30 protein-coding genes and 1 pseudogene are annotated in these 26341 nt (G+C 32.6%); 23 read left to right on the forward strand and 8 right to left on the reverse strand.

Annotated elements, in window-relative coordinates; genetic code table 11:
• Positions 1-202: 202 nt before the first annotated feature.
• Both CSE16_RS21780 and CSE16_RS21785 read right to left on the reverse strand, forming a co-directional pair.
• Positions 203-418, reverse strand: coding sequence for a recombinase family protein (locus CSE16_RS21780; protein ID WP_253896199.1), 216 nt, complete (start codon positions 416-418; stop codon positions 203-205).
• A 79-nt stretch (positions 419-497) separates the two neighbouring features.
• The gene (locus tag CSE16_RS21785; RefSeq protein ID WP_371514641.1) at positions 498-785 is read right to left on the reverse strand and encodes a recombinase family protein; all 288 of its coding nucleotides are present in this window, start codon (positions 783-785) and stop codon (positions 498-500) included.
• Positions 786-1112: 327 nt separating this feature from the next.
• Between CSE16_RS21785 and CSE16_RS07635 the strand changes: the two genes are divergently transcribed.
• The 18 genes and pseudogenes from CSE16_RS07635 to CSE16_RS07720 all read left to right on the forward strand — a co-directional run bounded on the left by CSE16_RS07635 (position 1113) and on the right by CSE16_RS07720 (position 17018).
• Complete coding sequence (locus CSE16_RS07635; protein ID WP_099423351.1) at positions 1113-1730, forward strand: hypothetical protein; 618 nt, start codon at positions 1113-1115, stop codon at positions 1728-1730.
• A 294-nt stretch (positions 1731-2024) separates the two neighbouring features.
• A complete protein-coding gene (locus tag CSE16_RS22150; protein ID WP_099423352.1) occupies positions 2025-2168 on the forward strand; it encodes a DUF3953 domain-containing protein in 144 nt (47 codons plus the stop codon).
• A 445-nt stretch (positions 2169-2613) separates the two neighbouring features.
• Positions 2614-3282 carry a DNA alkylation repair protein gene (locus CSE16_RS07645; RefSeq protein WP_099423353.1) on the forward strand — a complete coding sequence of 223 codons (669 nt, stop codon included), beginning with the start codon at positions 2614-2616 and terminating at the stop codon, positions 3280-3282.
• Between the two features lie 243 nt (positions 3283-3525).
• A complete protein-coding gene (locus tag CSE16_RS07650) occupies positions 3526-4008 on the forward strand; it encodes a YjdJ family protein (protein ID WP_099423354.1) in 483 nt (160 codons plus the stop codon).
• A gap of 39 nt (positions 4009-4047) precedes the next feature.
• Positions 4048-4234, forward strand: a pseudogene (locus CSE16_RS07655) (hypothetical protein); the annotation flags it as partial.
• A 387-nt stretch (positions 4235-4621) separates the two neighbouring features.
• Positions 4622-4900: a hypothetical protein gene (locus CSE16_RS07660; protein WP_099423355.1), complete on the forward strand. Its 279-nt coding sequence runs from the start codon at positions 4622-4624 to the stop codon at positions 4898-4900.
• A 413-nt stretch (positions 4901-5313) separates the two neighbouring features.
• Positions 5314-5589 carry a hypothetical protein gene (locus CSE16_RS07665; RefSeq protein ID WP_099423356.1) on the forward strand — a complete coding sequence of 92 codons (276 nt, stop codon included), beginning with the start codon at positions 5314-5316 and terminating at the stop codon, positions 5587-5589.
• Positions 5590-6031: 442 nt separating this feature from the next.
• Positions 6032-6262 carry a hypothetical protein gene (locus tag CSE16_RS07670; protein ID WP_099423357.1) on the forward strand — a complete coding sequence of 77 codons (231 nt, stop codon included), beginning with the start codon at positions 6032-6034 and terminating at the stop codon, positions 6260-6262.
• Positions 6263-6813: 551 nt separating this feature from the next.
• Positions 6814-7776, forward strand: a complete 963-nt coding sequence (locus tag CSE16_RS07675) for a DUF3885 domain-containing protein (RefSeq protein ID WP_099423358.1) — start codon at positions 6814-6816, stop codon at positions 7774-7776.
• An 85-nt stretch (positions 7777-7861) separates the two neighbouring features.
• A complete protein-coding gene (locus tag CSE16_RS21530) occupies positions 7862-8020 on the forward strand; it encodes a hypothetical protein (protein ID WP_172954363.1) in 159 nt (52 codons plus the stop codon).
• A gap of 503 nt (positions 8021-8523) precedes the next feature.
• Positions 8524-8994 (forward strand): SRPBCC family protein, encoded by a 471-nt coding sequence (locus tag CSE16_RS07685; RefSeq protein ID WP_371514576.1) that lies wholly within the window; start codon positions 8524-8526, stop codon positions 8992-8994.
• A gap of 317 nt (positions 8995-9311) precedes the next feature.
• A complete protein-coding gene (locus CSE16_RS07690) occupies positions 9312-9989 on the forward strand; it encodes a GNAT family N-acetyltransferase (RefSeq protein WP_099423361.1) in 678 nt (225 codons plus the stop codon).
• A gap of 127 nt (positions 9990-10116) precedes the next feature.
• The gene (locus CSE16_RS07695; RefSeq protein ID WP_099423362.1) at positions 10117-10383 is read left to right on the forward strand and encodes a DUF4083 family protein; all 267 of its coding nucleotides are present in this window, start codon (positions 10117-10119) and stop codon (positions 10381-10383) included.
• A gap of 87 nt (positions 10384-10470) precedes the next feature.
• Complete coding sequence (locus CSE16_RS07700) at positions 10471-11979, forward strand: thiol-activated cytolysin family protein (RefSeq protein ID WP_371514642.1); 1509 nt, start codon at positions 10471-10473, stop codon at positions 11977-11979.
• Positions 11980-12947: 968 nt separating this feature from the next.
• Positions 12948-13823, forward strand: a complete 876-nt coding sequence (locus CSE16_RS07705) for a phosphotransferase family protein (RefSeq protein ID WP_099423364.1) — start codon at positions 12948-12950, stop codon at positions 13821-13823.
• 172 nt (positions 13824-13995) lie between these two features.
• Complete coding sequence (locus CSE16_RS07710; protein WP_099423365.1) at positions 13996-14520, forward strand: GNAT family N-acetyltransferase; 525 nt, start codon at positions 13996-13998, stop codon at positions 14518-14520.
• A gap of 450 nt (positions 14521-14970) precedes the next feature.
• A complete protein-coding gene (locus tag CSE16_RS07715) occupies positions 14971-15798 on the forward strand; it encodes a MerR family transcriptional regulator (RefSeq protein WP_099423366.1) in 828 nt (275 codons plus the stop codon).
• 77 nt (positions 15799-15875) lie between these two features.
• Entirely contained in the window at positions 15876-17018 is a 1143-nt protein-coding gene (locus CSE16_RS07720; protein ID WP_099423367.1) for an agmatine deiminase family protein, read from the forward strand.
• Between the two features lie 332 nt (positions 17019-17350).
• Here CSE16_RS07720 and CSE16_RS07725 read toward each other — a convergent pair whose 3' ends face one another.
• Entirely contained in the window at positions 17351-18238 is an 888-nt protein-coding gene (locus CSE16_RS07725; RefSeq protein WP_099423368.1) for an anti-sigma-V factor RsiV, read from the reverse strand.
• The gene (locus CSE16_RS07730) at positions 18231-18749 is read right to left on the reverse strand and encodes an RNA polymerase sigma factor SigV (protein ID WP_099423369.1); all 519 of its coding nucleotides are present in this window, start codon (positions 18747-18749) and stop codon (positions 18231-18233) included. Before CSE16_RS07730 ends, CSE16_RS07725 begins: the two co-directional genes overlap by 8 nt.
• Before the next feature lie 980 nt (positions 18750-19729).
• Between CSE16_RS07730 and CSE16_RS07735 the strand changes: the two genes are divergently transcribed.
• A complete protein-coding gene (locus CSE16_RS07735) occupies positions 19730-20407 on the forward strand; it encodes a M15 family metallopeptidase (RefSeq protein WP_099423370.1) in 678 nt (225 codons plus the stop codon).
• Between the two features lie 461 nt (positions 20408-20868).
• Here CSE16_RS07735 and CSE16_RS07740 read toward each other — a convergent pair whose 3' ends face one another.
• Positions 20869-21198, reverse strand: coding sequence for a DUF4183 domain-containing protein (locus tag CSE16_RS07740; protein ID WP_253896200.1), 330 nt, complete (start codon positions 21196-21198; stop codon positions 20869-20871).
• Positions 21199-21233: 35 nt separating this feature from the next.
• Positions 21234-21659 (reverse strand): DUF4183 domain-containing protein, encoded by a 426-nt coding sequence (locus tag CSE16_RS07745; RefSeq protein WP_099423371.1) that lies wholly within the window; start codon positions 21657-21659, stop codon positions 21234-21236.
• A 444-nt stretch (positions 21660-22103) separates the two neighbouring features.
• Between CSE16_RS07745 and CSE16_RS07750 the strand changes: the two genes are divergently transcribed.
• Positions 22104-22391, forward strand: a complete 288-nt coding sequence (locus CSE16_RS07750) for a trypsin (RefSeq protein WP_099423372.1) — start codon at positions 22104-22106, stop codon at positions 22389-22391.
• 325 nt (positions 22392-22716) lie between these two features.
• Here CSE16_RS07750 and CSE16_RS07755 read toward each other — a convergent pair whose 3' ends face one another.
• The gene (locus CSE16_RS07755) at positions 22717-23121 is read right to left on the reverse strand and encodes a hypothetical protein (RefSeq protein ID WP_253896201.1); all 405 of its coding nucleotides are present in this window, start codon (positions 23119-23121) and stop codon (positions 22717-22719) included.
• 557 nt (positions 23122-23678) lie between these two features.
• Here CSE16_RS07755 and CSE16_RS07760 point away from each other — a divergent pair.
• The 3 genes from CSE16_RS07760 to CSE16_RS21285 all read left to right on the forward strand — a co-directional run bounded on the left by CSE16_RS07760 (position 23679) and on the right by CSE16_RS21285 (position 25899).
• The gene (locus CSE16_RS07760; protein WP_099423373.1) at positions 23679-24041 is read left to right on the forward strand and encodes a VOC family protein; all 363 of its coding nucleotides are present in this window, start codon (positions 23679-23681) and stop codon (positions 24039-24041) included.
• Positions 24042-25075: 1034 nt separating this feature from the next.
• Positions 25076-25306: a DUF3955 domain-containing protein gene (locus CSE16_RS07765; RefSeq protein WP_099423374.1), complete on the forward strand. Its 231-nt coding sequence runs from the start codon at positions 25076-25078 to the stop codon at positions 25304-25306.
• Positions 25307-25713: 407 nt separating this feature from the next.
• Positions 25714-25899: a hypothetical protein gene (locus CSE16_RS21285; protein WP_157764770.1), complete on the forward strand. Its 186-nt coding sequence runs from the start codon at positions 25714-25716 to the stop codon at positions 25897-25899.
• A gap of 49 nt (positions 25900-25948) precedes the next feature.
• On the opposite strand, the gene CSE16_RS07770 is transcribed toward CSE16_RS21285, so the two are convergent.
• Positions 25949-26104, reverse strand: a complete 156-nt coding sequence (locus CSE16_RS07770; protein ID WP_371514579.1) for an aspartyl-phosphate phosphatase Spo0E family protein — start codon at positions 26102-26104, stop codon at positions 25949-25951.
• Between the last annotated feature and the right edge of the window lie 237 nt (positions 26105-26341).

The following is a 26341-nucleotide window of genomic DNA, read 5'->3' on the forward strand; positions in this document are numbered from 1 at the left end:
TCCCTCCTTGGACGTATCAAGGTTCAGATAGAATAAATTTGAACCAACTGAAAAGCGCTTCAAATCCTTTATTAACATGGGTTTTTGGTGCTTTCCCTTTTTTGGGGAACTGTAATTGCACTTAGCCGCCAAAAGGTTAAGTGTAACTATTCGCATACAATTAGCCGAGCAGACTTCTTGGCAATCTATATTTCATTAATTTTTATTTATCATTCAATTCTTTTTTTATCATGTAAATAGTGTTCCTAGTAAGGACAGTTTCACAATGAATATTCATTACTGATTCTTTTTCTTTTAAAAGGCGAACAGCCTCTTTATAAACTAAAGGATTCTTCCTCTTTGCTTCAGCATGATATTTTCTTCGCTTCCCTTTGAAAGCCCATCGTTCTTTCGCAATAGAAATGCCCTCACGCTTCATTGTTTTAATCGATTACGATCATCCAGGAAAGCAGATATAAAACTAAATCCGTTACCTGTTGTCAGATCCCTTTCAATCCTTAATATTTCCGTGTATCAAGGATCGGCAAATTTACAACCACAATATCAATTTCATCATCAGTTATTCGCTTCCACTCATTTAGTATTTCTTGCTTATTACGCCCAAAACGGCCTAAATCATAGATAACTAACAGATCACCGAACCGCATTTTGGATCTCATTTCACGATAAACTAAACGAGAAAAATCTTTACCTGACTTTTTTTCGGTATATATTTTTTTGTAGCCTTTAATTAAGATTGATAATTTATAATAAAGTTCGATAATTTGTATTAGATTGAAAAAAATATCTCCCTTCTAGAGTCTTCTTAGTCGAGAGATGAATTTTCATTGGATGTTTATGTTAATATCACTATAAAGATTGTGAAGAACTGCACTTAAACTAACGGGGCAGTTTAGTGGAAGAGTCCTGGTTGATCTTTGTACAACAATCGGGTCACATAGTGAATAAGGCAAATAGAGGTAAAGGGGCAAAATGGTTCAGTAATTTGCCCACCTGAATATAAATATAAAAAGGTATATCGGATATTTTCACGAATAAACTTTCTTATACTAAGGTAAGTTGATATGCGGTTGCAATGAACAAATACTTAGGTTAAAAGGAGGTTTTTATTTGTGACACAAACATCAAGAACTAATCCTAGATCCGCAGTACACGGAACGGCATCTGGTGTATTTTTCATGGCGTTTTTCGGTACTTTGTGGGCGTACACAGGAATTATGGGATTGCAAGGCTGGGGAGTTCCATTGTTGTTAGTTGCTACTGTTACCATAGGTATAGCTCTGTTCATCGGCGGTGTTTCATTATTACGTGCATCGCGAGAATTAACGGAACAAGTTTCAAAAACTGATTTTAGGCGTGGGAAGCGTATAAGGTTTTGGTTTAACATTATTTTCGCGGCAGAGGGTTTGGCTATAGCAATTACGATTGCTGTCTGTAACGCTACTCGTCACACTGAACTTATACCTGTCTTAATAGCTATTATTGTCGGTGTTCATTTTATCCCATTGGCCCCTCTATTTCAAGTTAGACTCTATTATTTTACAGGTGCACTCCTTTGTTTACTCGCTATTATTACATTACTGTTTGTGCCTGCGAAGGTCACACTAGGGGAACATCAAATAAATGCATTTATGTCTGTGGTAGGCTTTGGCTCTGCACTGATCTTGTGGGCAACTGGTCTGGCAATATGGTTAATGGGTAGAAGATTACTAGGTATCGTCCCGGAATAAATAACTTAAAAAGTGAGATAGTACTTTACAGTGAAAAAATATGTCCCTCCACATTAAGGGATTAGATTTTGTTGAGGTAAAAAAAGATTTGAATATTTTCACTTAAACTAACGAAGCAGTTTAGTTTAATTAGGTATCTTTTGAAAGTGACAGATTATCAGTGGGAGGTATAAAAATGGAAGCAAAAAAATTTGACATTTTAATGTTATTTCAATTTCTTTTCTTATTGCAGTCCTTGTTATATTAATTGGTATTTACGGTAAGGCCACGGAAAACTACAACTTACTACCATTGATGTTAATACTTCTAAGTGTAACGTTATTTACAATGGGTTTACGAGAATATAAAAGAACTCAGAATTTATTGTGGGGTACTATCTGTTTATGCATTTCGTTATACATTTTATTCGTTGCGGTTGATGGCATTATGTTTAATTAAATTGAAGTAGTGTTCAACTAACGGGATGCTTTACTAGAGAAATATTGAGTTGCCTATGCAGCTCTTTTTTCTTATTGAACTAACGGAGAAGTTTAGTTGAACAAGGGGTTAAGTTGAATAGTTAATGTACATAAGCTTAATGATTCTCTTTCTCATTTTGATACTAATGTGTAAGTCTTTATGTATAACTAACGGGGGTGTTTCTTTAAAAAGGAATGCTCTTTTCGTATCCAATTAAAAGGAAGTAAATGTTATTATTTTATTAAAGATGGTTGCTTTTCTATTATAGGTGGAGAAAGTTTTAATACGATATTTGCTACAATATTAAAAAAGGTAAACTTTGGAGGCACATCACTTCAATAAGACTTATAACGAAATTAAGTTCTTGATATATCCCGTCAAGGACATATTATGAAACAGTGCTTTAATAAAGGAGTTGTATAAAATGGATGAAAAAAAAGATACAGAAATAAAACGCTCTTCAAAAGCAGAAAACATTCTACCTCAGATCAATAGTAAAACTAAGCTAGGCGACTTACGAAAAATCGCGAAGGACATTAAAAAAGATCACGAACTAGCTATGGAACTTTGGTCAACCGAAGAGTTTTTGCCCAGATTATTAGCAATCTTAATTATGGAGAAAAAACTTCTTTCACATGATGTGCTAAATAAGCTTGATAAGGATATGCAGACTCACACTTTTGATGAGCGAAATAATTTAATGGATTGGTTAATGGCTAATCAGCTCACCAAAGACAAGAAGAAGATTGCATTGATGGAGTCATGGGAAAATAGTCCTTTTGCTCTTCAAAGGCGAGCTTTCTGGTATTATCAAGGGCGATTGAGATGGACTGGACAAACACCGCCTGATAACACTGCAGACTTGCTATCTGCATTAGAAGCTAATATTACGCAGGAAGAACCGGAAGTTCAATGGGCTATGAATTTCACCGCAGGCTGGATAGGCGTTTATGATGAAAAGAATCGTGCACGTTGTATTAAACTTGGTGAGAAAACGGGTCTTTACAAAGATGAAATAGTAGCAAAAGGATGTACTCCCAGCTATTTGCCGGAGTTCATTACGATTGAAGTTAACAAACGACATAATAATTAGTTACCTCTGAAAAATTTAAAAAGATGATTTCTTGAATTAGGTAATCAATTTTTTATCGGTAAAAACTTACCTAACGGGATCCGAGCTGCTTAAACGACTTTTTTTCATATTCAACTAACGCAGCAGGATAGTTGAAGATTAATAAAGCTATTTAAACTCAACGGCAACAAAATAATCGATTTTGGAACAAAAGGAAATTAATGCCGTCTCGGTAATAAATAGAATTTATTAGGAGGACGAAAATTGTTTAAGTATGTATTACAACTTATCGTTGGAATCTTTACTTTAGTGGTATCAACATTAATAGCTTGGTATGAAGGAAGTGCCATTATAGAAAATTCGTGGGAATGGAAGTATTCAACACCGTTTACCAAATTATTTAACATTGAGATTACGAATGGTCGAGATATTAGTCAACTTGATTATTTTGTTTATGCAGCTAAATTTCAACCACTATTTCCTGCTATTATGATGGTTAGTGTATTCTACATTTTGAGTGTAGTTGGTTATTATTTTGTAAAATATAAGCCTAAATGGGCTATTGGTTTTTTGGGATTAATAGGTTGTATTATGATATTACTAAGTGGTTTTATTTTTAATTCAACAACAATAGGCGGAAGAATTTTTTTCTGGATTACTTTAGTAAGTGGACTAATTAGTATAGCTTTTACAGTCTTCGTGTGCTTAAGAAATTTCAAGCACATGGTGAGTGTTAACACAAATTAAATTGTAACTTTGAGATGAGTTTCACTTAAACAAACGGGGGCTTTGTTACGTGCTTTTTTCCAAGTGCCAAATCAACATGGATTATTATTTTAAAATCGGAGATACAGGGATTAGTTTAATTGAACTTACTGATAAGGAAAAGGTGATTCACTTTATAAATGATACGAATCATTTAGAGAATATATATGATAACTTTGTTAAAAATTTTGTTCAATCTTTTTTATAAAAAACACGATATTAAATCAATAAAACCCCACCGTTTAGATCTTTTTTTCAAAACGGTGGGGTTTTTATAACGTAAATCAACGTTTGCAGCATTCTTTTAATCAAATTTTATTTCAAAGCTACAAAAGAGTGTTAAGAAATGTACTTAAACTAACGGGCAGGTTAGTTTAACGTTATTAAATTTGGAACTTTTACCAATATATACCGTCAAGATTACGTATGGGGAATTGTTGTGAAATAAGCAATTTATTTTTAAAAGGGGAATTTAGAAGTGATGAAAAAAGCTATAATTTCAGGAATTGTATTTTGTTCAATCTTGTTAGTTGGATGTAATACAATCGATGGAATAAAGTATTTTATATAAACAAAGAGAAATGAGGGGTTCAAAATGAAATCATTTTTAGTTAAGGGTAGTATTACATCTAGTGGTTTTGTTGCATTATTTATTGCTTGTTTTTTTGCAGAAGGGGCAATAGGTGACGCTGCTAATTTAACACCAGAATTCTTTTTAATCTTACCAATCTGGGCTATTGGGGCACTATTAATGTGGAGATTCGTTTCTAAAAACAAATTAGAAAATACTTCATATTTTAAAATTTTATTAAGCAACTCGCTGCTTTGGTTAACTATCCCTATCGGTTTAAAGTTTGCGTTTCAAATTATATAAGAAGTTTAGAAAAAAGATAAAGAATTTAATTGTTTTCTTATTAAACTAACGGAGGTTTTAGTGAACAAGGATTTATAAAGTATTCAAAATAAACCTAATAAACGTTCCCAAATCGGGGTCCCGTCAGGATTATTTTTAGTGAAGTACGCAGTAAATTTTATTCACTCATATAAATTAAACAACCCCAAAAAAATTGTCCAATAAAATATACACATATATACCTAAAAATGTTCCCAAATGAAAGTTATGGAATACTCCCCCATTCAATTGAATGAGGAGGTTATTTTGGCTGCTAATGATTGTTATATTCCCTAATGACGCTTTGGGAAGGTTTATGTTTTATCTATAAAAAAGATGGAACATTTTGTAATTCAATTCGTAAATGTAATAATAGTCTTAAAGGAGGGATTTTCATGGAATTTTATATAGTTAATATTTTGATATTATTTATTTGTCTTTATTTATTCTCTACTGTCAATAAACTTAATAGTCGTGTGAAAGGTTTGGAATATACGTTGGAACAGATATCCAAACAAGTTCATGTACCTGAAAGCATAAATAACGAATTACGACAACTCTTAAAAGAAGGCAATGATGTCAAGGCGGTAAAAAGAGTGAGAGAAACATTAGGACTCTCATTAATAGAAGCCAAACAGTATATTGATGTTTTAAAACTTGAAGTCAAATAATTTTCTAACACAAGCGGACTTTTTAAGGAGTTCGTTTTTTGTATGCAAAATGTTATGCAATCATTAACATTTCAATTGTATTGTTATACACGTCGAAAATAAATAACTTTCCCAAATGCAAGATTGGTAACTGTACAGGCAAACTTTCCCAAACCACGTTTTGAGTGCATTTTCACTTCAACTAACGGCACGGTTAGTTCTATAAGTGGTGTTGGATTTTAGGATATCTTAGATGGGCAAAAGCGTTAATCTAATATTGGATTAATGCTCTTTTTGTTTGTATAAACATAATTGAAAAACGTGACGCTTTCTAATTAATCCATTAAATTCAGGACCTACTTCTAGTTATATATTTAATGGTAATGGAGGTGAAATTTGGTTAGATATTTTAGTAACCGTAAGAAACATATCACCCACTGAGTTATCAGAGGTAGATAATTTTATGAATATTGAAATCATCTATGATGAAAGAGAAAAATTTAATTTATTTAGTAGGTTTGAGCAGGTTGGGGAGAATCAATTCACTACAATAAGCAACTCGATTATTGAACAATTGCAGACTAGAGTAGTTCATTTTTTAACCTCTGTTCCAGCAGGTATCGAAAAAGATGATAAATCATTGAAAGCCGTAATAACAGCCAATGGGGAAATTTATGAGTATGTAATTCGCTAACTTAAAATTAAAGTATAATTTGGTGACTTATAAAATTTCGTTCTTAAAAGAATGTGGGCTTTACTTGAAGATCATTGAGTTGATTAAGCAGCTCTTTTTTTCTTATTGAACTAACGGGGCAGTTTAACATTATAAGAATTTGGGTTTTTGTGGTAAAATAAACAATGAAAATATAAGGAGAATCAGCGTGGAAAGAACTTTAGTAAAAACTGCTATATATTCATTTATTACTGCTTTCTTATTGTTGATAGTATTGATACAAAGAACGAGATATACAACAGATTTCAATGGGATGAGTTCAATAGAAGAAACTTCTTATTCAGATTTTTTATTTTTGATTTTAAGATACTCAATAATTACTACATTCATTATGGTCATATTTGTATTTTTGTACAAAAGATATAAAAAATAAAGGATTTATATTAAACCTACAGTTTGATTCTTATTGAACTAACGAAGCAGGTTAATTCAGTAAGGAATCTATAAGGAGATAACGAATTTACAAGCGGACAGGAGATTATACAGAAGATTTATTTATAGGAGGAATTCCAATGAAGGAAAAAATATTGAAGTACATAGAAAATAATTTTCCTAACTTAACAAGCGATTTGCATCTAAGGTTCGAACTAGGAGCCCCATATAAAAATGGAACAGAAGAAAGAATTAATCAGGTTGTTACAAGAGTTACCACATTGTTCGAAGAAGTGTTCAAGCTGGATGATTTTATTTATCTTTATATAAAAGATTGGGATGTAACAGAGGATATTATGTTTGGAAATAACACTCCAGAATACCTGTATGATTTATTAAGTAAACAAAATATAGAACAGGAAACTTTCTTCGATATAGATGAGGATTATGATGAGGTAACGGGTCAAACAATAGAAGTTAAGAATGAATACAAAGTGAGATTTGTATACTCACCATTAAAGTCTGTACCCCACCAGGAAATACTTGAAGGTATAGGGAATTATGAACAAGGAAGAGAACCTTCTATTGGACAATCTGTGTACTTTATTAGTACTGACAAGGACATAATATTTCGTATGTATGACGACCGCGGATGTGATGTTTTTGGCTTAAATAAAGATACTCTTGTGCCCTTATACCATAAGTTTAGTAAGTGGATTTTAGACTATAACCGTATTGCAATAGACGGCGCTTTTGAAGAAGGTTTATATAATTATTATGAAACTACCGAGGAAAAAGAAAAGAGGCTTAAAGAAAACAGACTAAAAGTAAAAGAAACTAAAATTAACTTATCTCAGGACAATACATGTCACATTACTCATGCTCTTGCCATACCAAATGAATGGGCAGAAGAATGTATCAACGAGATAGGTGAAACAGGGTTTAATATTGCTATCGATAATAAAAATAGCGAGTGTACAAATATTAAAGTAACAAAAACAGAGGCTTTGGCACTGATTGATTATCAAACTGAGCTTATGTCTTTATATTCAAAAAAATATAAAGGTGAATATTTAGGATGGTCAGTTAAAGAAGCTTTTTAATTAGAAATTCCTTATTCCAAATGACGCTTGGGTGCTTTATTCAACTAACGGAGCAGTATGATTAAATGTAATAGGGGGACAGAAGATGGATAACCAATATTTCGTAGGTTGGGGTACATTGGCCTTGATAAATGCTGCAATTGCACAAGGGAAGAATAGAACAGGGTTAAATTGGTTTTTACTTTCCCTTATAGCAGGTCCATTGGCAACACTGATTTTGTTATTTGTTGAAAAGAGACAGTAACACTACATATTAGTGCAACAAGGATTTATAACGCATACATAAATAAACCTAATAATGCACACAAACTTTGCTTGGGTGCATTTTTTCTTCAACTAACGCAGCAGTTTAGTTTACGATTTTTGTTAATTTTAAATGTTTTCTTAAAAGGAAACTTCTATTCATGCCAGACGTATTAAAGTAAAGGGACTATGTCAGTTCAAAGAGATACATATGAAACGTAATCATTAAAAGGAGAAAATGAAATGAATATTTATTTAGTAATATTACCAATGATTAGTATGCTGTTAGGTTTGTATTTAGTATGTCTGGGACTCTGGGAATTAAGAGTTGGTATAGATAGAAAAAGATTTATTACCTTCTCGTTTACAGGGTTATTTTTGATCTTTATTTTACCGAATATGTTTGGTTTTTTTCAATTATTTATTAATTACTTTCAATAAGTATCTATTTGGAGACATTGATAATCGTACGTTCAATTCAAAATAAAGATGGAGGACTTAATAATGAAACCTATTACTACTATACCTAACCTTTCAACAAGACCATTTAATTTGATGGTTGAGCGCATAATGGATGCACCGTCCGATGTACTGTTCCAAGCCTGGACGAAGCAGTTTGATCGTTGGTTTGCAGCTCCTGGAACTGTAATAATGGAGGGAGAAGTTAACACGGTCTTCTTTTTTGAGACAAGGTATAAACTTGAAACTCATAGTGAAGAACAGCGTTCACCTCATTACGGACGGTTTCTAAGGCTGGAGCAGGACCGCCTCGTCGAAATTACGTGGGTTACTGGAGCTGGGGGAACAAAAGGAGCTGAGACGGTTGTTACAGTTGAACTTGAACCTTCCGACAATGGCACCCGCCTACGTCTTACGCACGCAGGTTTTCCAGATGAGGAATCAATGAACAAGCACGAACAGGCATGGCCGTTTGTGCTTGAACAGCTAGACATGCGTATGATGGGACGTTCATAAAGAACATGAAGAAAATAGGGATTTCTAAAAACTTTGAAATGGATTAATAACAAATATAGCTTTTTCAATTAACTGGGCCTTTATTTGAGGATCATTGAGTTGCATATGCAGCTCTTTTTTTATGGTTGAACTAACTACGCAAAATGTTTAAAGTTTAAAAGATTCGAAAAATCTTAAGGGAATAGAACTTATGAGTGAAAAATATAGAAATTATAAAGAATTTAACAACAGTTGTAATAATTATTATTTTTATTTAAAAAAACAATTCAATATAAACGGTGCATTGATTGGTACGTTAAAATTACGGAGGTATATAAATGGTAACTAATTTAGAATTGATGGAACATCATGTGAATGTGTTATTTAAACACGATACTGAAAATCGTATAAAAGTCGTAAATGAACCACCATACGATGATGCACCGAGAATTTTCATTGGTGTTACCAACTTGGGAAGTGTAGTAAGGTATTCAAATGCACTGGATGCAAGTCTTGTTGAGAAGTTAAAACCGGTTATAGGCACAAACTCTGGCACTAATCTAGGTGAAATAATCAATGTTTTAAGTATGGATCGTCAATTAAATAATTTATGGATTGGACCAGCCTATGTATTTCCTGATGTAAGAGACAAGGTTCATACAAAAGCAATACAAGTAACACATGAAAACAAAGAACTTTTAAAACCTTATTTTCCATATACATTTGAGGATTTTGAGTATAAACAACCATGTTTTGTAATTGTGGAAAACAATATTCCAGTTTCGATTTGTTGTAGTGCAAGAAAGACTACTAAAGCAGATGAAGCAAGTGTATTCACACATGAAGATTATCGTGGAAGAGCATTCGGGATCGATGTTACAAATGCTTGGGCAGCAGAGGTACAAAAACAAGGAAGAATTGCTCTTTATAGCACTTCGTGGGATAATTTCGCATCCCAATCTATCGCAAGGAAACTAAAATTGCGTCAATATGGAACAGACATTCACATGAGTTAAAGTAAACTAAACGCAAGAATCCTTATTAATCTAACGAAGCAGTTTAGTTCAATATATTAATTGGTGAAATTAAGTGTGTTAAAATTATCCATATAAAAGCGAGAATGATTTAATGGGGGCTTTATCTATGGCTGAGGTGAATATTGGTGATGTTATAGGAACTTTAATATATTTATTGTTTATGATTTTATTTATTGCTTTTGTATTTCTAGTTTTTAAACGGTTAATAAATTCAGGTAAACAAAGCCAGATAATTAACCAGAAATTAGATGATATATTACGGAAATTAGAAGACCAAAAAGCAACCATTACGACTAGAGTAATTAAAATTGATAAGTCCAATATGCTATATTCACTACTTGTTCGCACTATAGTGAACCAAACACACAACTAAACTACTATATTTGAATAAAATGTTTTTGTGGTATAATTTCCTAGAAAAGGAGTGATTTTTTTGGGAATTCGAAATTATTTTAAAGTAATGAAATTTTTAGTGAGTTTATCTGTTTGTTTATGCATTATAAATTATCCGATTATTTCCTTTGCTGAAACACTTGATACTAATTTAGCTAGCGAAACAAGCAAATCTAATGACATTGATACTGGTATAGCAAACTTGAACTATAATAACAGAGAAGTTTTAGCAGTGAATGGTGATAAGATTGATAGTTTTGTTCCAAAAGAAGGTATAAACTCAAATGATAAATTTATAGTGGTTGAACGTAACAAAAAATCACTTACAACTTCACCGGTGGATATTTCAATTATCGATTCTATGGCGAATCGTGCATATCCAGGAGCATTACAACTTGCAAACCAAGCTTTTGCAGACAATCAACCTAGTTTATTGGTGGCCAAAAGAAAACCGCTAAATATTAGCATAGATTTACCCGGAATGAAAAGAGAAAATACTATCACAGTAGATAATCCAACATATGGTAATGTGTCTGGGGCAGTAGATGAGTTAGTATCTACTTGGAGTGAAAAATATTCAACAACCCATACTTTACCTGCAAGACTACAATATTCAGAATCTATGGTTTATAGCAAATCTCAGATAGCAAGCACTCTGAATGTTAACGCCAATGTTCTTGACAATTCACTGGGGATTGACTTTAATGCGATTGCAAATGGAGAGAAAAAAGTGATGGTTGCGGCGTATAAACAAATATTTTATACCGTAAGTGCAGAACTACCTAACAATCCTTCAGACCTATTTGATGACAGTGTTCATTTTGAAGAGTTAACACGTAAAGGAGTAAGTAATGATGCCCCTCCGGTTATGGTGTCAAATGTAGCTTATGGCAGAACAATTTATGTGAAATTAGAAACAAGCTCTAAGAGCAAGGATGTACAAGCTGCTTTTAAAGCCTTACTGAAGGATATCAATACTAATGTAGAAACTAGTGGACAGTACAAAGATATTTTTGAAGAAAGTTCCTTTACTGCTGTAGTATTAGGTGGAGATTCACAAGCGCATAACCAGGTTGTCTCAAAAGACTTTAATGATATTAGAAAAATAATTAAAGATAATGCAGAATTTAGTCTTAAAAATCCAGCATACCCTATATCATATACAAGTGTTTTCTTAAAGGACAATTCGATTGCTGCTGTTCATAACAATACAGATTATATCGAGACGACAGCTACAGAATATTCTAAAGGCAGCATCATCCTTGATCATTATGGTGCATATGTTGCTCAATTTGAAGTAACCTGGGATGAATTTTCATATGATGAGAATGGAAAAGAAGTACTATCCCATAAAACTTGGGATGGAAGCTGGAAAGACAAAACAGCTCATTTCTCTACAGTAATACCAATTCCGCCTAATTCAAAAAATATAAGAATTTATGCAAGAGAATGTACGGGTCTTGCATGGGATTGGTGGAGAACAATTATTGATGAATACAATGTTCCATTATCTAATGAAATAAAAGTTTCAATTGGAGGTACTACATTATACCCAACAGGTAAAATTGGGTATTAGTCATAAGTGGGACTTTTTCAAAGGCTATGAGAAGGCGTGAAATTAAAGAATTTAAGTATTTCATGATTAGGATGTAACTCCAATCTAAACTAGGTTATGAATCAGGTTAATGAAATGTAAATGGTCAAACTAGTTATAAAATAAAAATCAAAACACTATTTTAGCACCCAACATCCATCCTGGAAAAGAAACGGCTGAGACCCTTGTAACACAAGATCTTCAGCCGTTTCTTTTTCCTCAAACATCTAGCCTGATATATGAATAAAAATGCCCCCCAAGTGCTGAAAATGTTACTTCAAAGGAGATAATAAAAAAATTCAACTTCAAAGAAGAAGGTTATTTAAGACAGTTGAATGTCATAGTGTTGTTACTGGAAAATGTAAAGATATGTGGGTATATGGTTTGTTAAATACAGAGTTTCAGTACTAAAGAGAAATTCTATAAACAAAACAACAAGCCCGCCAATTAGGTGCATAACTAAAAAGTTAACCTTTAGTGGTCACTTCAACACCGCTATGAGAATGCATTTGAATATGATAAATAAAATATCTATTGTGATTCATTTTAAATAACGTTCCCAAATCAAAGTCTTGGGACGAAATAAAACACTTAAAACGTTGTCATACCAATGTATTAAGTGTTTTTCTGTATTTTATTCAAATACACCTTTTCATGCACTATCGTTTGAACTTAGATACAACAAAGCTTTCAATGCTGTTCAAAAGAAATTGGATCATATTTTGAATAAAATCTTGCATATAGCGGATTCCTTAACGTTATAAATCAACTTTTTCCTATAACATAGCCTATTTCTTTATTGAATTAATGGAGCAATTTAGTTCAAGAAGGTTTTATAAAAAGGGAATAAAAGTAGTTTTGTCGAAATAATAAAAAACTATTTTTTATAGGGATTAATGTTTGTCAATTTTTACACACCATAGAAAGAGAACAAAAGGGGGTATTACTAAATGAATAACAACTTTATTGAAAATATTCAATCTTTTTATCCTGACCTTTCCATTGAAGACTCTTATCCTAATGAAATTGGGCAGAATAATGATGTGTTAATTGTAAACAAATCTTTGGTTTTTAGATTCCCAAAATATAGAAATGGAATAACTCAATTAAGAAGAGAGACGGAAATTTTGAAATACATTAAAGGTTTAGTCTCCACTCTTATTCCGAATCCAATTTATCAGTCTTTTGAAGAGTTAGAACCAGGTAAGGTCTTCACTGGCTATAATCTAATAGATGGTGTTCCTTTGTGGAAGGAAAGTTTAACTGATATAAAGAGTGTTGAATTGGTTAAAGGGTTGGCAAAACAACTTGTTTCTTTTCTTGTAGAACTCCATTCTATTTCAGGAGAAAAAGCAAGTCGAGATTTGAATCTAAAGGTTCGTAATCCTAGTGAAGAGATGTTTAACCTGTATGATAAGATTCAAAATAAATTATTTCCTTTTATCAGAAAAGACGCCCAAATGGAAATATCACAATCTTTTGAAATGTTTCTAAAAGGGGAAGCATTCTCAAATTTAGAAATAACACTAATACACGGAGATTTCGGAGCATCGAACATCTTATGGAATCCAGAAACAAGTATGATTTCAGGGATAATAGATTTTGGGGGTTCTGGTCTAGGTGATCCGGCCTATGACTTTGCTGGAATACTCTCCAGCTATGGTGAAGATTTTTTGGATATGTGTATTAACCTATATCCTAACGGTGATGCAATATCTGAACGAGTTAAGTTTTATAAAAGCACATTTGCTTTACAAGAAGCATTGCAAGGGATTGATAATAACGATAGACAGGCTTTTGAATGTGGAATTAAAGAGTATAGATAGATTGCTTGTTCAACTAACGGAGGCTTTACTTGAAGATCATTGAGTTGCTTATGCAGCTCTTTTTTCATATTGAACTAACGCAGCAGAATAGTTCAATAAGAAAGCGGACTTTAATATTAGGATATATACATAAACATAATAAATTTTTAATGATTATTTAAGGAGTGGTAGAATGTTTCCTGTGCTTGAAACGAAACGATTAGTATTAAAGGAATTAGTTGAAAATGATGCTCAAAATATCTTAAAGTGTTTTTCGAATGATGATGTATTACGTTATTACGGACAGAAACCTCTAACAAGTATAGAGCAGGTAAAACAAATTATTAAAAATTTCGCAGAACAATTCAAAGAAAAAAATGGAATGAAATGGGGTATTGAACTCAAAGAAACAGGTACTATTATTGGAACAATTGGATTGCAGGAGTGGTCTTTGGAACATAAAAGAGCGAACATAAGCTATGCAATTTTTCCAGAAAAATGGGGTAATGGATATGCTAGTGAAGCTGTTGATAAAGTGATTTCGTATGGGTTTCAAGAACTTGGATTAGAACGTATAGGTGCAGTTGTTTTTGTTGAAAATAAAGCTTCGAGTCAGGTATTAATAAAATTAGGTTTTACAAAGGAAGGTACGCTAAAAAAGTATATGTATCAAAATGATAAACCATATGATACGGATGTTTACTCACTGTTAAAGTAAATACACGTTTAGTGAGTTTTTAACGTTCCAATATTCTTAAATGATTTTAGTTATTGAACTATCGGGGCAGGATAGTTCAAAATCTTCGTTTAACTGTGGAAACAAAGCATACAGAGAGTGTCCTATACCGTTCAATAAGGAGATAAAAAAAGGGTTAATCCCTAAATTATTCTTAATGACATTTGGAATAACCCCGAAATTCTAACTAACGGATGTGCTCTATGGAACCATAGTTCATCGAATTGACAGTCCCTAATCAATTTTCATTCTCTATGGTGTAGCGCGGGTTTTGCGCTACACGGATGGCTAACGGTGTGCGTTAGTACAAGAAGGATTACGCTCTTCCAGAAGCTTACCTTGCTTTTTGCGAAAGGCTATTGATATCATAAGCTCAAGAAGATATACTACCTATTTTGCCCTAAAAAACATCACAATAAGTAAAGGAGAAAAATGTACACAATCAGCAGATTTTCACAACTTTGCAAAATGAGTGCTCGCATGTTACGACATTATGACAAGGAAGAACTCTTGAAGCCCGTACATGTAGATACAACAAACGGGTACAGATATTATGAGAAGAGTCAATTAGAAACAGCATTACTTATCAAGAAATTGAAAGAATATAGATTTTCCCTGCCAGAAATTAAAACGATCCTCCAGTCGTCGGATAGGACATTTTTTATCGGAATGGTACACGCGAAAATAAATGAAATATCAAAAGAGATGAGTCGATATAGACAGATTATTACAGAAATGCATGAGATGATCGAAAAAAATGAGGATTTAATACATGGAGAAAAAAAATCGTATGATATTTTGCATGGAATGCGAAACGAGATTAGAGTCGTAAGTCAAAGATTGCATATAAATATTGATGACATGGACGAGCACATTGATTCCTTTTACGATAAGGCAAAAGAGAGTAATATTCAGTTACTTGGTGTTCCGACTGTCATTTTTTTCGATGAAGAATATACCCCTAATCACTGCGATATTGAATTAATAATTCCGATCATAAATATAAGTGACGAAAAAATATCAAGGGAATGGAATATAAAAAAACTCCCCCAAAAGATTGTTGCTACTACCTTGCATATCGGAAGTTATGACTATATCGGATACGCACATCTGGCACTTGAAGAGTGGACAGAAAGCAACGGCTACTGCATGGATGGTCCGCCTTTTGAAACTTACTTGAAAGGTTCAGAATGTGACTGTCATGTAGAGGAGTATGTGACGCAAATTAGCCTTCCCATCATCAAAAAAACAACGCAATAATTGCTTGACCTTGACACTATGTCAAAGCTTATTCTACTTCCAAGAGAAAGCTATCACAACTTAAGGAGATCTTGGATATGAAAAAGATAATTGTACTTTGCACAGGGGCTGTATTAACGGCCGGAATCATAATGGGGGGGTGTAATCCCAGTAAAACTGAGGGGAGTCAATTCGTGGAAAAACAGCATGTAGGTAAATACACAATGCCCGATGAAAGCAGCAAACATGAAGGTACGTGGTTACAATGGCCTCATTCCTTTACATACGGTAAAGGCTATGAAGAAAAGGTTGAACCAATTTGGATCGAGATGACAGCTGCCCTTAGTGAAGGAGAAAATGTTCATATTATCGCATATGATGAATATGAAATGAACTATATTAATGATCTTCTGTTTGATGAGGACATAAATATGGACAAAATTGATTTTTATATTGTTCCTACTGACGATGTATGGGCAAGAGATACAGCACCAATTTTTGTATATGATAAAGAAAACAATCTGAAACTCATGGATTGGGGATTTAATGGATGGGGTAAGAAAACGCCATACAAAAAAGATGCATTGATACCAAGTGTTCTTAGCAAGCAGTTAGGTATGGAAAGAATTAATCTAAATAGTGTAGTACTTGAAGGGGGAGCATTTGAACTAGATGGTAATGGCACTCTTTTATCGACACGTAGTGCAGTTACGAATAAAAATCGAAACCCTAAATTGTCAGAATCAGAAATCGAGGAGTATATGAAAGAGAATCTGGGTGCTATTAACTTTATTTGGTTAGATGGCGTGCCGAATCTAGATATTACAGATTTTCATATTGATGGTTTTGCAAGATTTCATGATAAGACTTCAATCATTACAATGAAAAAAGATGATTTAGAAGAATGGGGTCTTTCCAATAAGGATATTAGAAAATTAATGAATGCAAAGAATGCCTTTGACAAGCCTTATCAGTATGTGTATTTACCAATCAGTAAAAATAATGTTATTTTGGATAATGGAAAAAATTTAAAATATAAAGGTTCATATGTAAATTTTTATATTGGGAATACGGTTGTATTAGTTCCAAATTATAATGATCCTCATGACAAAATAGCAAACGATACAATCCAAAAACTATACCCTAATCGTAAGGTAATTGGTATTGATGTAAGGGAACTTTATAAAGATGGTGGTATGATTCACTGTGTTACACAACAACAACCAGTCAATTTAAAGTGATAGAGTCTGTTACAGCGAATCTCAACACAATTGAAAACAATGCTATCATTACTATTCCATTCGAATTAGTTGAAGAAAGAAATAGGCTGTCAGAAAAGTACTCTATAGTGAATTATTGATAATAACACAAAGCCATGAAGCAATTAAATCAACATTCTTGGCTTTATAATTTGGTTCTTTAACTGGATAATGAACTTTTTAAATAGGCTAATATTCCTTAGATTTAGAACGGGAAGAATCAAAGAAGTATTTCATAAATAAAAAAGCGAGGGATTTGACAATTTAATTGCCAAATCCCTCGTATTTTGGGACTATGCTTTTTAGCAAAATGATTAATGAATATATTCAGAACTTACAAGATCATTTTTTAGGACATCGGTTGGGATTTCGAATTCTACTATACCCATATAGCCTTGTGCTACTTCGTATTTATCGAAGGAAATAACAAGTTTACCTTTATCAGAAATATAGAATTGTTGTTCAGCATTAATAGTTGTAAATCCATCTATTACTTCTTCATCAGGAAGACCTCCACCTTTTACCCAGTACTTTTTATCTGAGTCGGATGCAGCTTGTTCACGCATTTGTTCAATAATGTTTTCGCTGATAGTTTTAATATAATTACCGTCTTTAAATAACATCGGTAGTGTAATTAAAATTTCATTTTGTTTATCAATTGTATCGTAGTTCATAGTTGTAGAAGACGATCCAACGGTATTGACAGTATAACGGCCAATGGATAGGATTTGGTCATTATCTGTTTTGATTTCATAACCGCTATCTATCCCTGCGTGACCACCTCCAAGTCCCTTTATATAATCAACCTCAGAAATAAAGGCATCATAAAGCTCCTTACCTTCTGAACGGTATTTTTCATTTAAAGTATTTGCAAGTTCTTTATTTTCTAGGTTTTCAATAGAAGGTACTTTAATACTAGCATCATATGTGTCTTCTTTTACTTCATATTCAGTCCATGTTAAAACTTTGACGATGCTACCAACAACAGGGATTTCTGAAAGTTTTTGTGCCATTGCTGGACTGGCATTTAAACTAGCTGTAAAAAGTATAGCCGCCGCTGCAGATCCAAGTAACCATAGTGGTGCTTGGTTTTTTCTTTTCTTTGTGCCTTGTTTTAGTGCTTTTTCCACTACAAAATCAAGCTCTTTAGGGATGGGTACCTCATTATACTGCTTTTCTAATTCTTTTAATTTTTTATCCATGTGCTGTTTCTCCTTTCACATCTTGCAATTGAATTTTTAAGAGTTTTAACGCTTTATAAAGGCGAGATTTGGCTGTACTCAACTTAATGTTAAGGATATTAGCTACATCATCGAGCTTTAAATCTTCAAAATAGTGTAAAATGACAACTTCACGATACATTTGAGGTAACTCGTCTAATGCATGCTCTAAATCAACGTTTTCGTAGACATCCTCTTGTGCAGGTGTTAAACATTGCAATGTATCATCGTCTGTCACCTGTAAGCGTTTATGCTTACGTAAAAAATCAATGGCTGTACGTACGACGATTTTATAAAACCAGCTTTTCATATACTCGACATTTTCTAGTCGATCGAGAGAAAGCATTGCTTTTTGAATACTGTCTTGTACAACATCAAGTGCGTCCTGTTCATTTTTCGTATAGTTATACGCGAGCAAATAAAACCGTTCTTTCTGTTCGCGAATAAACTGGACAAATATTTCTTCATGTTGAAATGCATTTCTTGTTTTCATGACCTAAGAAGCTCCTTTTTAACATTTTCAAATTGTATACAACTACTAGACGTGTGAAAGGGGAGAAAAAGTTGATAACAATAAAAAAGTTTCCCCAATATGAGATAAGTTTTATCATTCCAAAGTAGTGGCATACCAAAATAAAGTAAGCTCGTATTCAAATAACGTATATAAATAGTCAGCACCCCTTGGTAAGTTTGCGGATTTATTGGGGTTGAAGAAGAATAGTTTTTATAAAGTTTTGGATGAATAGGGGAAGATGTAGTTTTTTAGATTAATAAAAAAGTCCGTAGTTCTTGAGCATTTACATTGAAGGTGAAAGTTTTTCCTCATTATCCTTGTTATAAATTACCTCCCTTTAATTTCATTAAATCTTAAGAAATCTCCTAAGTTTTTATTAATAATTATTCTTTATAATTAATACTATCTTGATGAAAGGGAGATAATACAGAGAAAAAAATCACTGATTTTTTACAGATAATAGAATTTGGTCGAAAAGCCCAGTGGTGATATGTCAACCATAAAAAACTTCGGAAATGGAAACTCTTGAGCTTCTAAGAATCTAAAATGTTTTTAAACGCACTCAAATAAACCTTGCATTTTTTGTGCAAAAAAAATGGATGTTTATTAAAGAGTTTGAAAGAAAGTGAATGGGTAAATTTACTCTCTCCTCTCCGGTGGTTTGTACAGCTGATTCGTGCGTAGTAGCGAATGCACGAGGCGTACAAGTATTAAATTAGATAACACAAATAAGCAGGTAAGCACCTGTTAGCTATACTATTTTGAATGGTTAAAATGGAAGTTTTATTTTGGTCCCTCGTGTATACCAGGGTCAAACAGGTAAAACATAAAAAAGAGTGAAGGAGCCAAAAGGTGACTATCTCCTATAGGAAATCCAACAGATCCCACAGTTATCCGGATCAACTGGAAATTCTATCGGAAAGAACTCTTACTACTAATATAAGAAGAGGCATATAAATATGATAAAAAAAACAACTACAATTGCACTATCCATGATGATTCTAATTGTTTCTGGTTGTTCCGGAAATGAACAAAACAACCAACAAATACAACAGGGGTTTCTCACTGTCGCTGATCCTGAAAGTATGACCGTACTTGTCAACAAACAAAATGCTTTTCCGGAAGGCTATGAACCGAAAGATCTCGTTTATCCAAATGTTCCATTTTTATTTAATGAAAAAATAGAAAAAAGAATGATGAGAGAAGAAGCAGCGAAGGATCTTGAAAAAATGTTCCATGCGGCGAATCAGCAGAATATTCATCTAGCAGGTGTTTCAGCCTATCGTTCTTCTCAAACTCAAACAGTCCTATTTAATAATTATGTTGAAAGAGATGGAATCGAAAAAGCAAAAACATATAGTGCTGTTCCTGGAACAAGCGAACATCAATCAGGATTAGCAATTGACGTTAGTGGATCCGATGGTTCCTGTGCAGTAGCTGACTGTTTCGCGGATACAGAAGAGGCAGCATGGCTTGAAGATAACGCTCATAAATATGGATATATTATTCGCTTTCCAAAGAACAAAGAAAATATTACCGGTTACCAATATGAACCATGGCATATTCGTTATGTTGGTGTAAATATAGCCACTGAATTATATAATCAAGGGTTAACATTAGAAGAATATTATGAATAGCACCTGTGAGCAGAGAGAAAATAACAATGATTATCTTAAAAAGTGAAATTATTTTAATTATATGTGTGGGAGAAATTAATTTAGTGGGCCCCTATTGAAGAATGGGGGCTCTTTCTATATCAATTACCTATTAAATCCTCAAGGAGGTCTATACTAGTGAGATGCTGCTAAGGCTTGTGAGGAGAAGTACAAAGAATTAAAACAGAATTTGGATAAAAAAAAATAGTTGAGTAAAAGGAAACTAATTTAGTATGCAGCTTAAAGGCTAATCTAATATTAGAGAAGTAAAACTCGATGAAATAAAAAAGTGTCCACTTGGGATAAAATTGGACCTAAGCACGAAAATAGAAGATAGACTAAAAGCTACCTTCTATTTGAACTTGTGATTTGGTATTGTTTTTTTACATGGTAATAGCTAAGAATTATAGTTTGAATAGTTTAGTGAATAATTAAAAATTGCATTAAGTTTGTGTAATTAATTCTACAGCTTCTACTACTAATGGTGTTCCAGCTCCAAGTGTACCTGTAACAACGTTAAAAGTTAACTCTGTTGCAGAAATTGTATAAGAACCACCCTCTTGTAATACACCGTTAATATAGAAATTGTAGTAACCATTTACTACTACCGGAAAAGCAGTTGCAGCAGCCCCACTGTCGTTTAAAAAAGCAGTTGCAGCAATCGTAGTACCATCAGCTACCGTTAAGTTTGCAGCCAATACATTAAAAAATCTTGTCGAAGTTCCAGTAACGTTTACATTAATATTAATAATTGAAAGTGCTATTTTTTTCACCTTCCTTCATTGGAAAAGAGTAATTTCCGAAAATTTTAACCCGAATCCATTGTAAATCCCAATGATTCTATAATGATTGGAGTTCTAGCAAAAATCGTTGCATTATTAGGGGGTAAGATTAAGGAAGTTGGAGTTACTGTATAAATACTGCCTTCTTGCATCATCGCATTGATATAAAGATTGACATATCCGTTGGGATTAAAAATTTTGAATGCTGTTACTGAATTTCCATTATCATCTGAAAATAGATTCGCCGGTAAAGTGACTCCATTTGTAAGACTAATATTTTGTGGAGCAATATAAAAATATCTATTAATCGTAGGAATAATAGTTCCACCAGGTACAATGACTGGGGGAGAGGGAATATGGGATTTTTCAATGGCTTTTATAGGGGGCCAATAAAATCTATTTTCATCACTACAATCGTTATATTCCATTTTTGGGGGATTTACTTCGTTCATAATTTTTTTGTCACCTCACTTTTAAAGTAAATTGTTGAACCCATCCATAAACCATTTGCGATTTTTAGAGTTTGTTAAATAAATTTTCAATATTTAGTCTTACACTAATAATTAATGATTTTAAACTGGATTTTTCTTGGTCTATGTCTATTTTTATGAAAAAAATTATATTAAAAATATAAGTTAAATTTGCTATGAAAGTGATAATCAAATAAATAGGAAAGCAGAATTATTTGCTAATACATAGCTATTGAGTTATCTATTAGCAGTTTAATCGATACGATTACCACGTTTGAAATAGAAGCTGAATAGTGTGGAACAATTGACGAAAGCGATAAATGCAAGGGTGATTTATGTTGGAAGAAACTATGCCGAACTATTTTGATTCTCTATAGAAGGAGTATTGTACATTATGTCGAAGTTAGGTAGAAAAGGGGAGATAGCATGCTTACGAATAGCGCTGAACAAATGAAAGTTAACGTATTTATGACTTTTGATGAATTGCCAGAATACATAATGGTAATGCTTGACCGTAAAGAATTTATAGTAAAGGTACAATATTACAGAGCGAATAATGACGAAATAACGGATATAGACTTAGATAAATTTGAAGTCATAAAGAGTTTTACCCACGCTAATTTAGAGGAAGCAGAGCTCAAGTATTCCGAGTTAAACGATGTACGTGTAGCAGTTCCAATGATATCGGGGTACTTGAAAAATCTCTCCAAGTAAAGTTAATAAGGTGCACAAAAATTAAAAGCCCTCCACATAGCCGTTGGAGGGCATTTTTATTGGTGATTTTAGACTTTTCAATTTCCTATTTCAATTAAATTCCAAACAATCTATGTGGTAATTAGTTTTATCATAAGAATTAATAAATTTTGAATCAGTTTCTAAATAAAAAGCATATGCAATATCTGTTTCAGTTACTTCATTCCCAGTGTATACAATCCATTACCTATTCTATTAGACATTTTAGTAACTACATTATTTAACGTATTTACACCCACGTGTAGTTGAGGTGTGACGAATTTTACAATTTCTTCGTCGCTTTCCCTTAATTATTAAAACTGCCTAGAACCATAAAATCTACAGTAACTCCACTTACTGGATTTTCGGAACCTAATACACTAATACCTAATACTGTTACACCACTAATATTTGTTATATTAGCAGAGACATATTTTGCACTAATATTCTTCTCTCTCATTTGTACTCTCGGTCTTAAATTTATCGATGGATTTGTAGAATATACACTTGACACTGCATAGTCAATCGTTGATAACAGTGTATTGCCATTAGCTAATGCATTGTCTGTAAAGTAAAATATTGCTATACCATTTGCGTCTGATGTAGCTTGCCCATAAATAATGCGCTTTTCTTTTTTAGGATTCGACTCTCCCGCTTTATACACATGAAATAATGTTGGTGCAAGAGTAATAATTTCAATGCTAATAGCCATTCCCCTTTGTTATATTTTGTAATTAATCACAATTACTAATTGTATGATGCATTAATATTCTATGAACTTTTTATTAGTTTATTACTTTAATGTCCTTGATGGTTCTTGTCTTAATAAAGGTGGACTACTTAATTTGTTAGAGTGGAAAGAAATTAAAAAGTAAACCTGAGTGAAGAATTATTTACTGAATATTAAGAAAATATTGCGCGGGAAATAAGCATAAAAAATACATGAATTCCCATTCTTAACAACAAAACTATACAGGTCATTTATAGCAATAAATTAATTCTGAACTTATAATTTTTAAATGAGATGTGAATAAAACAAAACAGCAGAAATTGAAGTGTCCCATATAAAAAATTCATATTAATAGCTATTCTTTTTATAATGCTTTCCTTACCATAAAAGAAGCACTGATTTTAGCAAGTAAAGATGACCCAAAAGTTGTTGAAGCTTTATTTGAAAGAGACATTAAAGACAAAGAGGGGAATTTTGTATAAACAACGAATTAATAATTGTAAGAATAGATATTGTTTTAATACTTAGGGGGAAAATGCATGATTCTAGGATTACATCACGCACAAATAACTATTCCAAAAGGTGCTGAAGAGGAAGGTAAAAATTTTTATTGTAACGTTTTAGGATTAGAGGCAATTGAAAAGCCAGTTTCACTTCGAGGTAGAGGTGGCTTTTGGTTAAAAGTTGGTGATAAAGAGGTACATGTGGGAACAGAAGATGGTTTTGATAGATTATCTACAAAAGCCCATTTAGCTTACCAGGTAGAAGATGTATCTTATTGGAGGAAAGTATTAGTAGAAAATGAAATAAAAATTTTGGATTCAGTACCAATTCCCAATTTTGAACGATTTGAGTTTAGAGATCCTTTTGGAAACAGAATAGAGATTATTAAAGAAATTTAAGACTCTATAGGTATTTAAGTTAAAGTACATTAGTTTAACAAGTTAAGTCAACAATTTGTTGGCTTTACTTGTTGAAGATTAGTTTCAAAATGCGTTTTAACTTAATAAAATAGCAAAAATTTATCAATTATCAAAGTCACATCAGCTAAAAAATAGGTATTAAACAAGGCGACAAGATTACGCATGCGCCAGCTGATTCTAACTTGATTGAGGATAAGCAAAAGTTTATTAATCATACAAATACCATCGTTAAAACGTACGGTTTAACTGGTAGGATAAATCAAAATCAATTTGATTGATTGGTGAGTTATTACATAATCGTTGTCAAGGCAACGCTGCAGGATCGAACGGATTACGCCAGCTGCTTAAAAAATAATAACAGATACTAGTTATAATTATCTGATTTACTGGTGCACCAATCAGATATACAAAAAGGTTTGCTCAATTCCCGTAAAGCTGAGCAAACGTTATTTAATGCTAAATTATCAATTAAAATAGAAGAAGTGGACAAATTGGAATTTACATCAGCTACGAAAAAAACGCATTGAGAGATGAATTACAATAAGCTGATAATAAAAATTCATCGATAGATCCTCGTTAGATAAGTTCGATAAAGGGTCAATGACAAATGGGATTATGCAGGCCTTAAGTTTATAATCATTCATCGATCAGTAACTAAATAACAATGTTTAGCCCGTCATTACTGTTTATTAGCAGTCACGACGGACTTTTTTGTTTATTTCACGTTAGCTGAGCTCACCTTTTTTCGGCAAAGAAAAAATACATCTAACACATTGTAAATGTAAGGTGTGAATAACAATATATTTTTATTGATTATCAATAAAAAATAATTGACTTAAGATATATTTTTAGTTATTCTAGCATTAGAAGTTAAGGAGGTACCTTACGAAATAAAAGGAATTATCAACATGTTTAAAAAATGATAATTGTATTTATGGAATATTTTGGTTTTTGTTTTGCGGCAATGTTGGAACGGAATTTGAAAATTATAAATTATATGGAGGAAAAAAATAATGAAAAAATATCTAATTGCTTCTACACCGATACTTTTAGGGGTTATTTGTTTTATTGTGAGTACTGTAATTGGTAGTAGTGTAGCAGAAGATGGTACTTTAGTAGAACCGGCATTCTTTTTAATCCCAATAGGGTTCTTGATGTTTTTTATTGGAATTATCTCAATAGTATGCATTACGCTTATCTCTGCGTTCAAAAAAAACAAATTATTAATGAATAGACACGGTTAATAGTAATTTTATGTGAAAATATTAAAGATATTTGAACTGAAATTAGACTGCCTCCAATTCTATATATTTACGATCAGGTGTCAATTAATTTTGAGCCTGATTTTTTTTGTTTTCAAAAATACCTCATGCTAAAAATGGAACATAAATTCTGTTGTGAAGGGGTTAAAGCTCCCATGAATTAAAGGATTTTTTAGAAAATAACTCTGCTATTTACGGCGACTATCGTGAACCAGCTAGATTCTTTGAGTTCGAGGGGCATGTATACAAATTTAAAGATATCGAACGAAAAGCAGATGTTGATATCCATAATTGTCGTTGTAATTACGAACAGCATAATTTACGGATCCATTTACAAGGTGGCGTACCGTTTTATGTGGATCGAACTTACTCCATTGATGATGTGATGGATGATGAGAGTGATCGTGCTCTTCAAGTTTACTGATGGGGAAACGCGTCAAATCGGTGGCCATTTAACAAACAATCAAACAGCATCTCATCAAAGGATGGCGCAATTTATGGCAGGAACATCAATGGACTCAAGAAAATTATATTTATTTGGAAAGGTCAAAACAATGGGGTGTAAGTCGATTTAAAGTTAAAAGTTAATCAACATTTTACCGAGAGAAGAACGTAATTACCTAATTATTTCGTTCCGTATTCATTTAACAACTTATCAAGATCTTGACTTATTTTAATAGTATTTGGATGGGTTAGACCTTTTTCCATCCCAACATTTATCAATTGGGATCTTAGTTTTTCTATTTTTTTCATAATTTTTAATTTATCAGTAAAAGGCACTTTAAATTCTCCTATTAATTAACTTAATAAGACAAATATACAAGAAATAACATTTTAATGGAAGATTTAAATTATGGAAATAATAAATTGTAAGCAAATTCTAACAATTGGCAGAAGAGGTTAAAAGTAAAGACGGATACACGATGCATTATTTAGAGGCGATTTAGTACGTAGCATTCGAAATAAAATGTGTGGTAAGGAGCGTTAACGGTAAGTGATTGTAATTTTGTAGTTGAA

It is taken from the genome of Solibacillus sp. R5-41 (genome assembly GCF_002736105.1).
GTDB lineage: Bacteria > Bacillota > Bacilli > Bacillales_A > Planococcaceae > Solibacillus.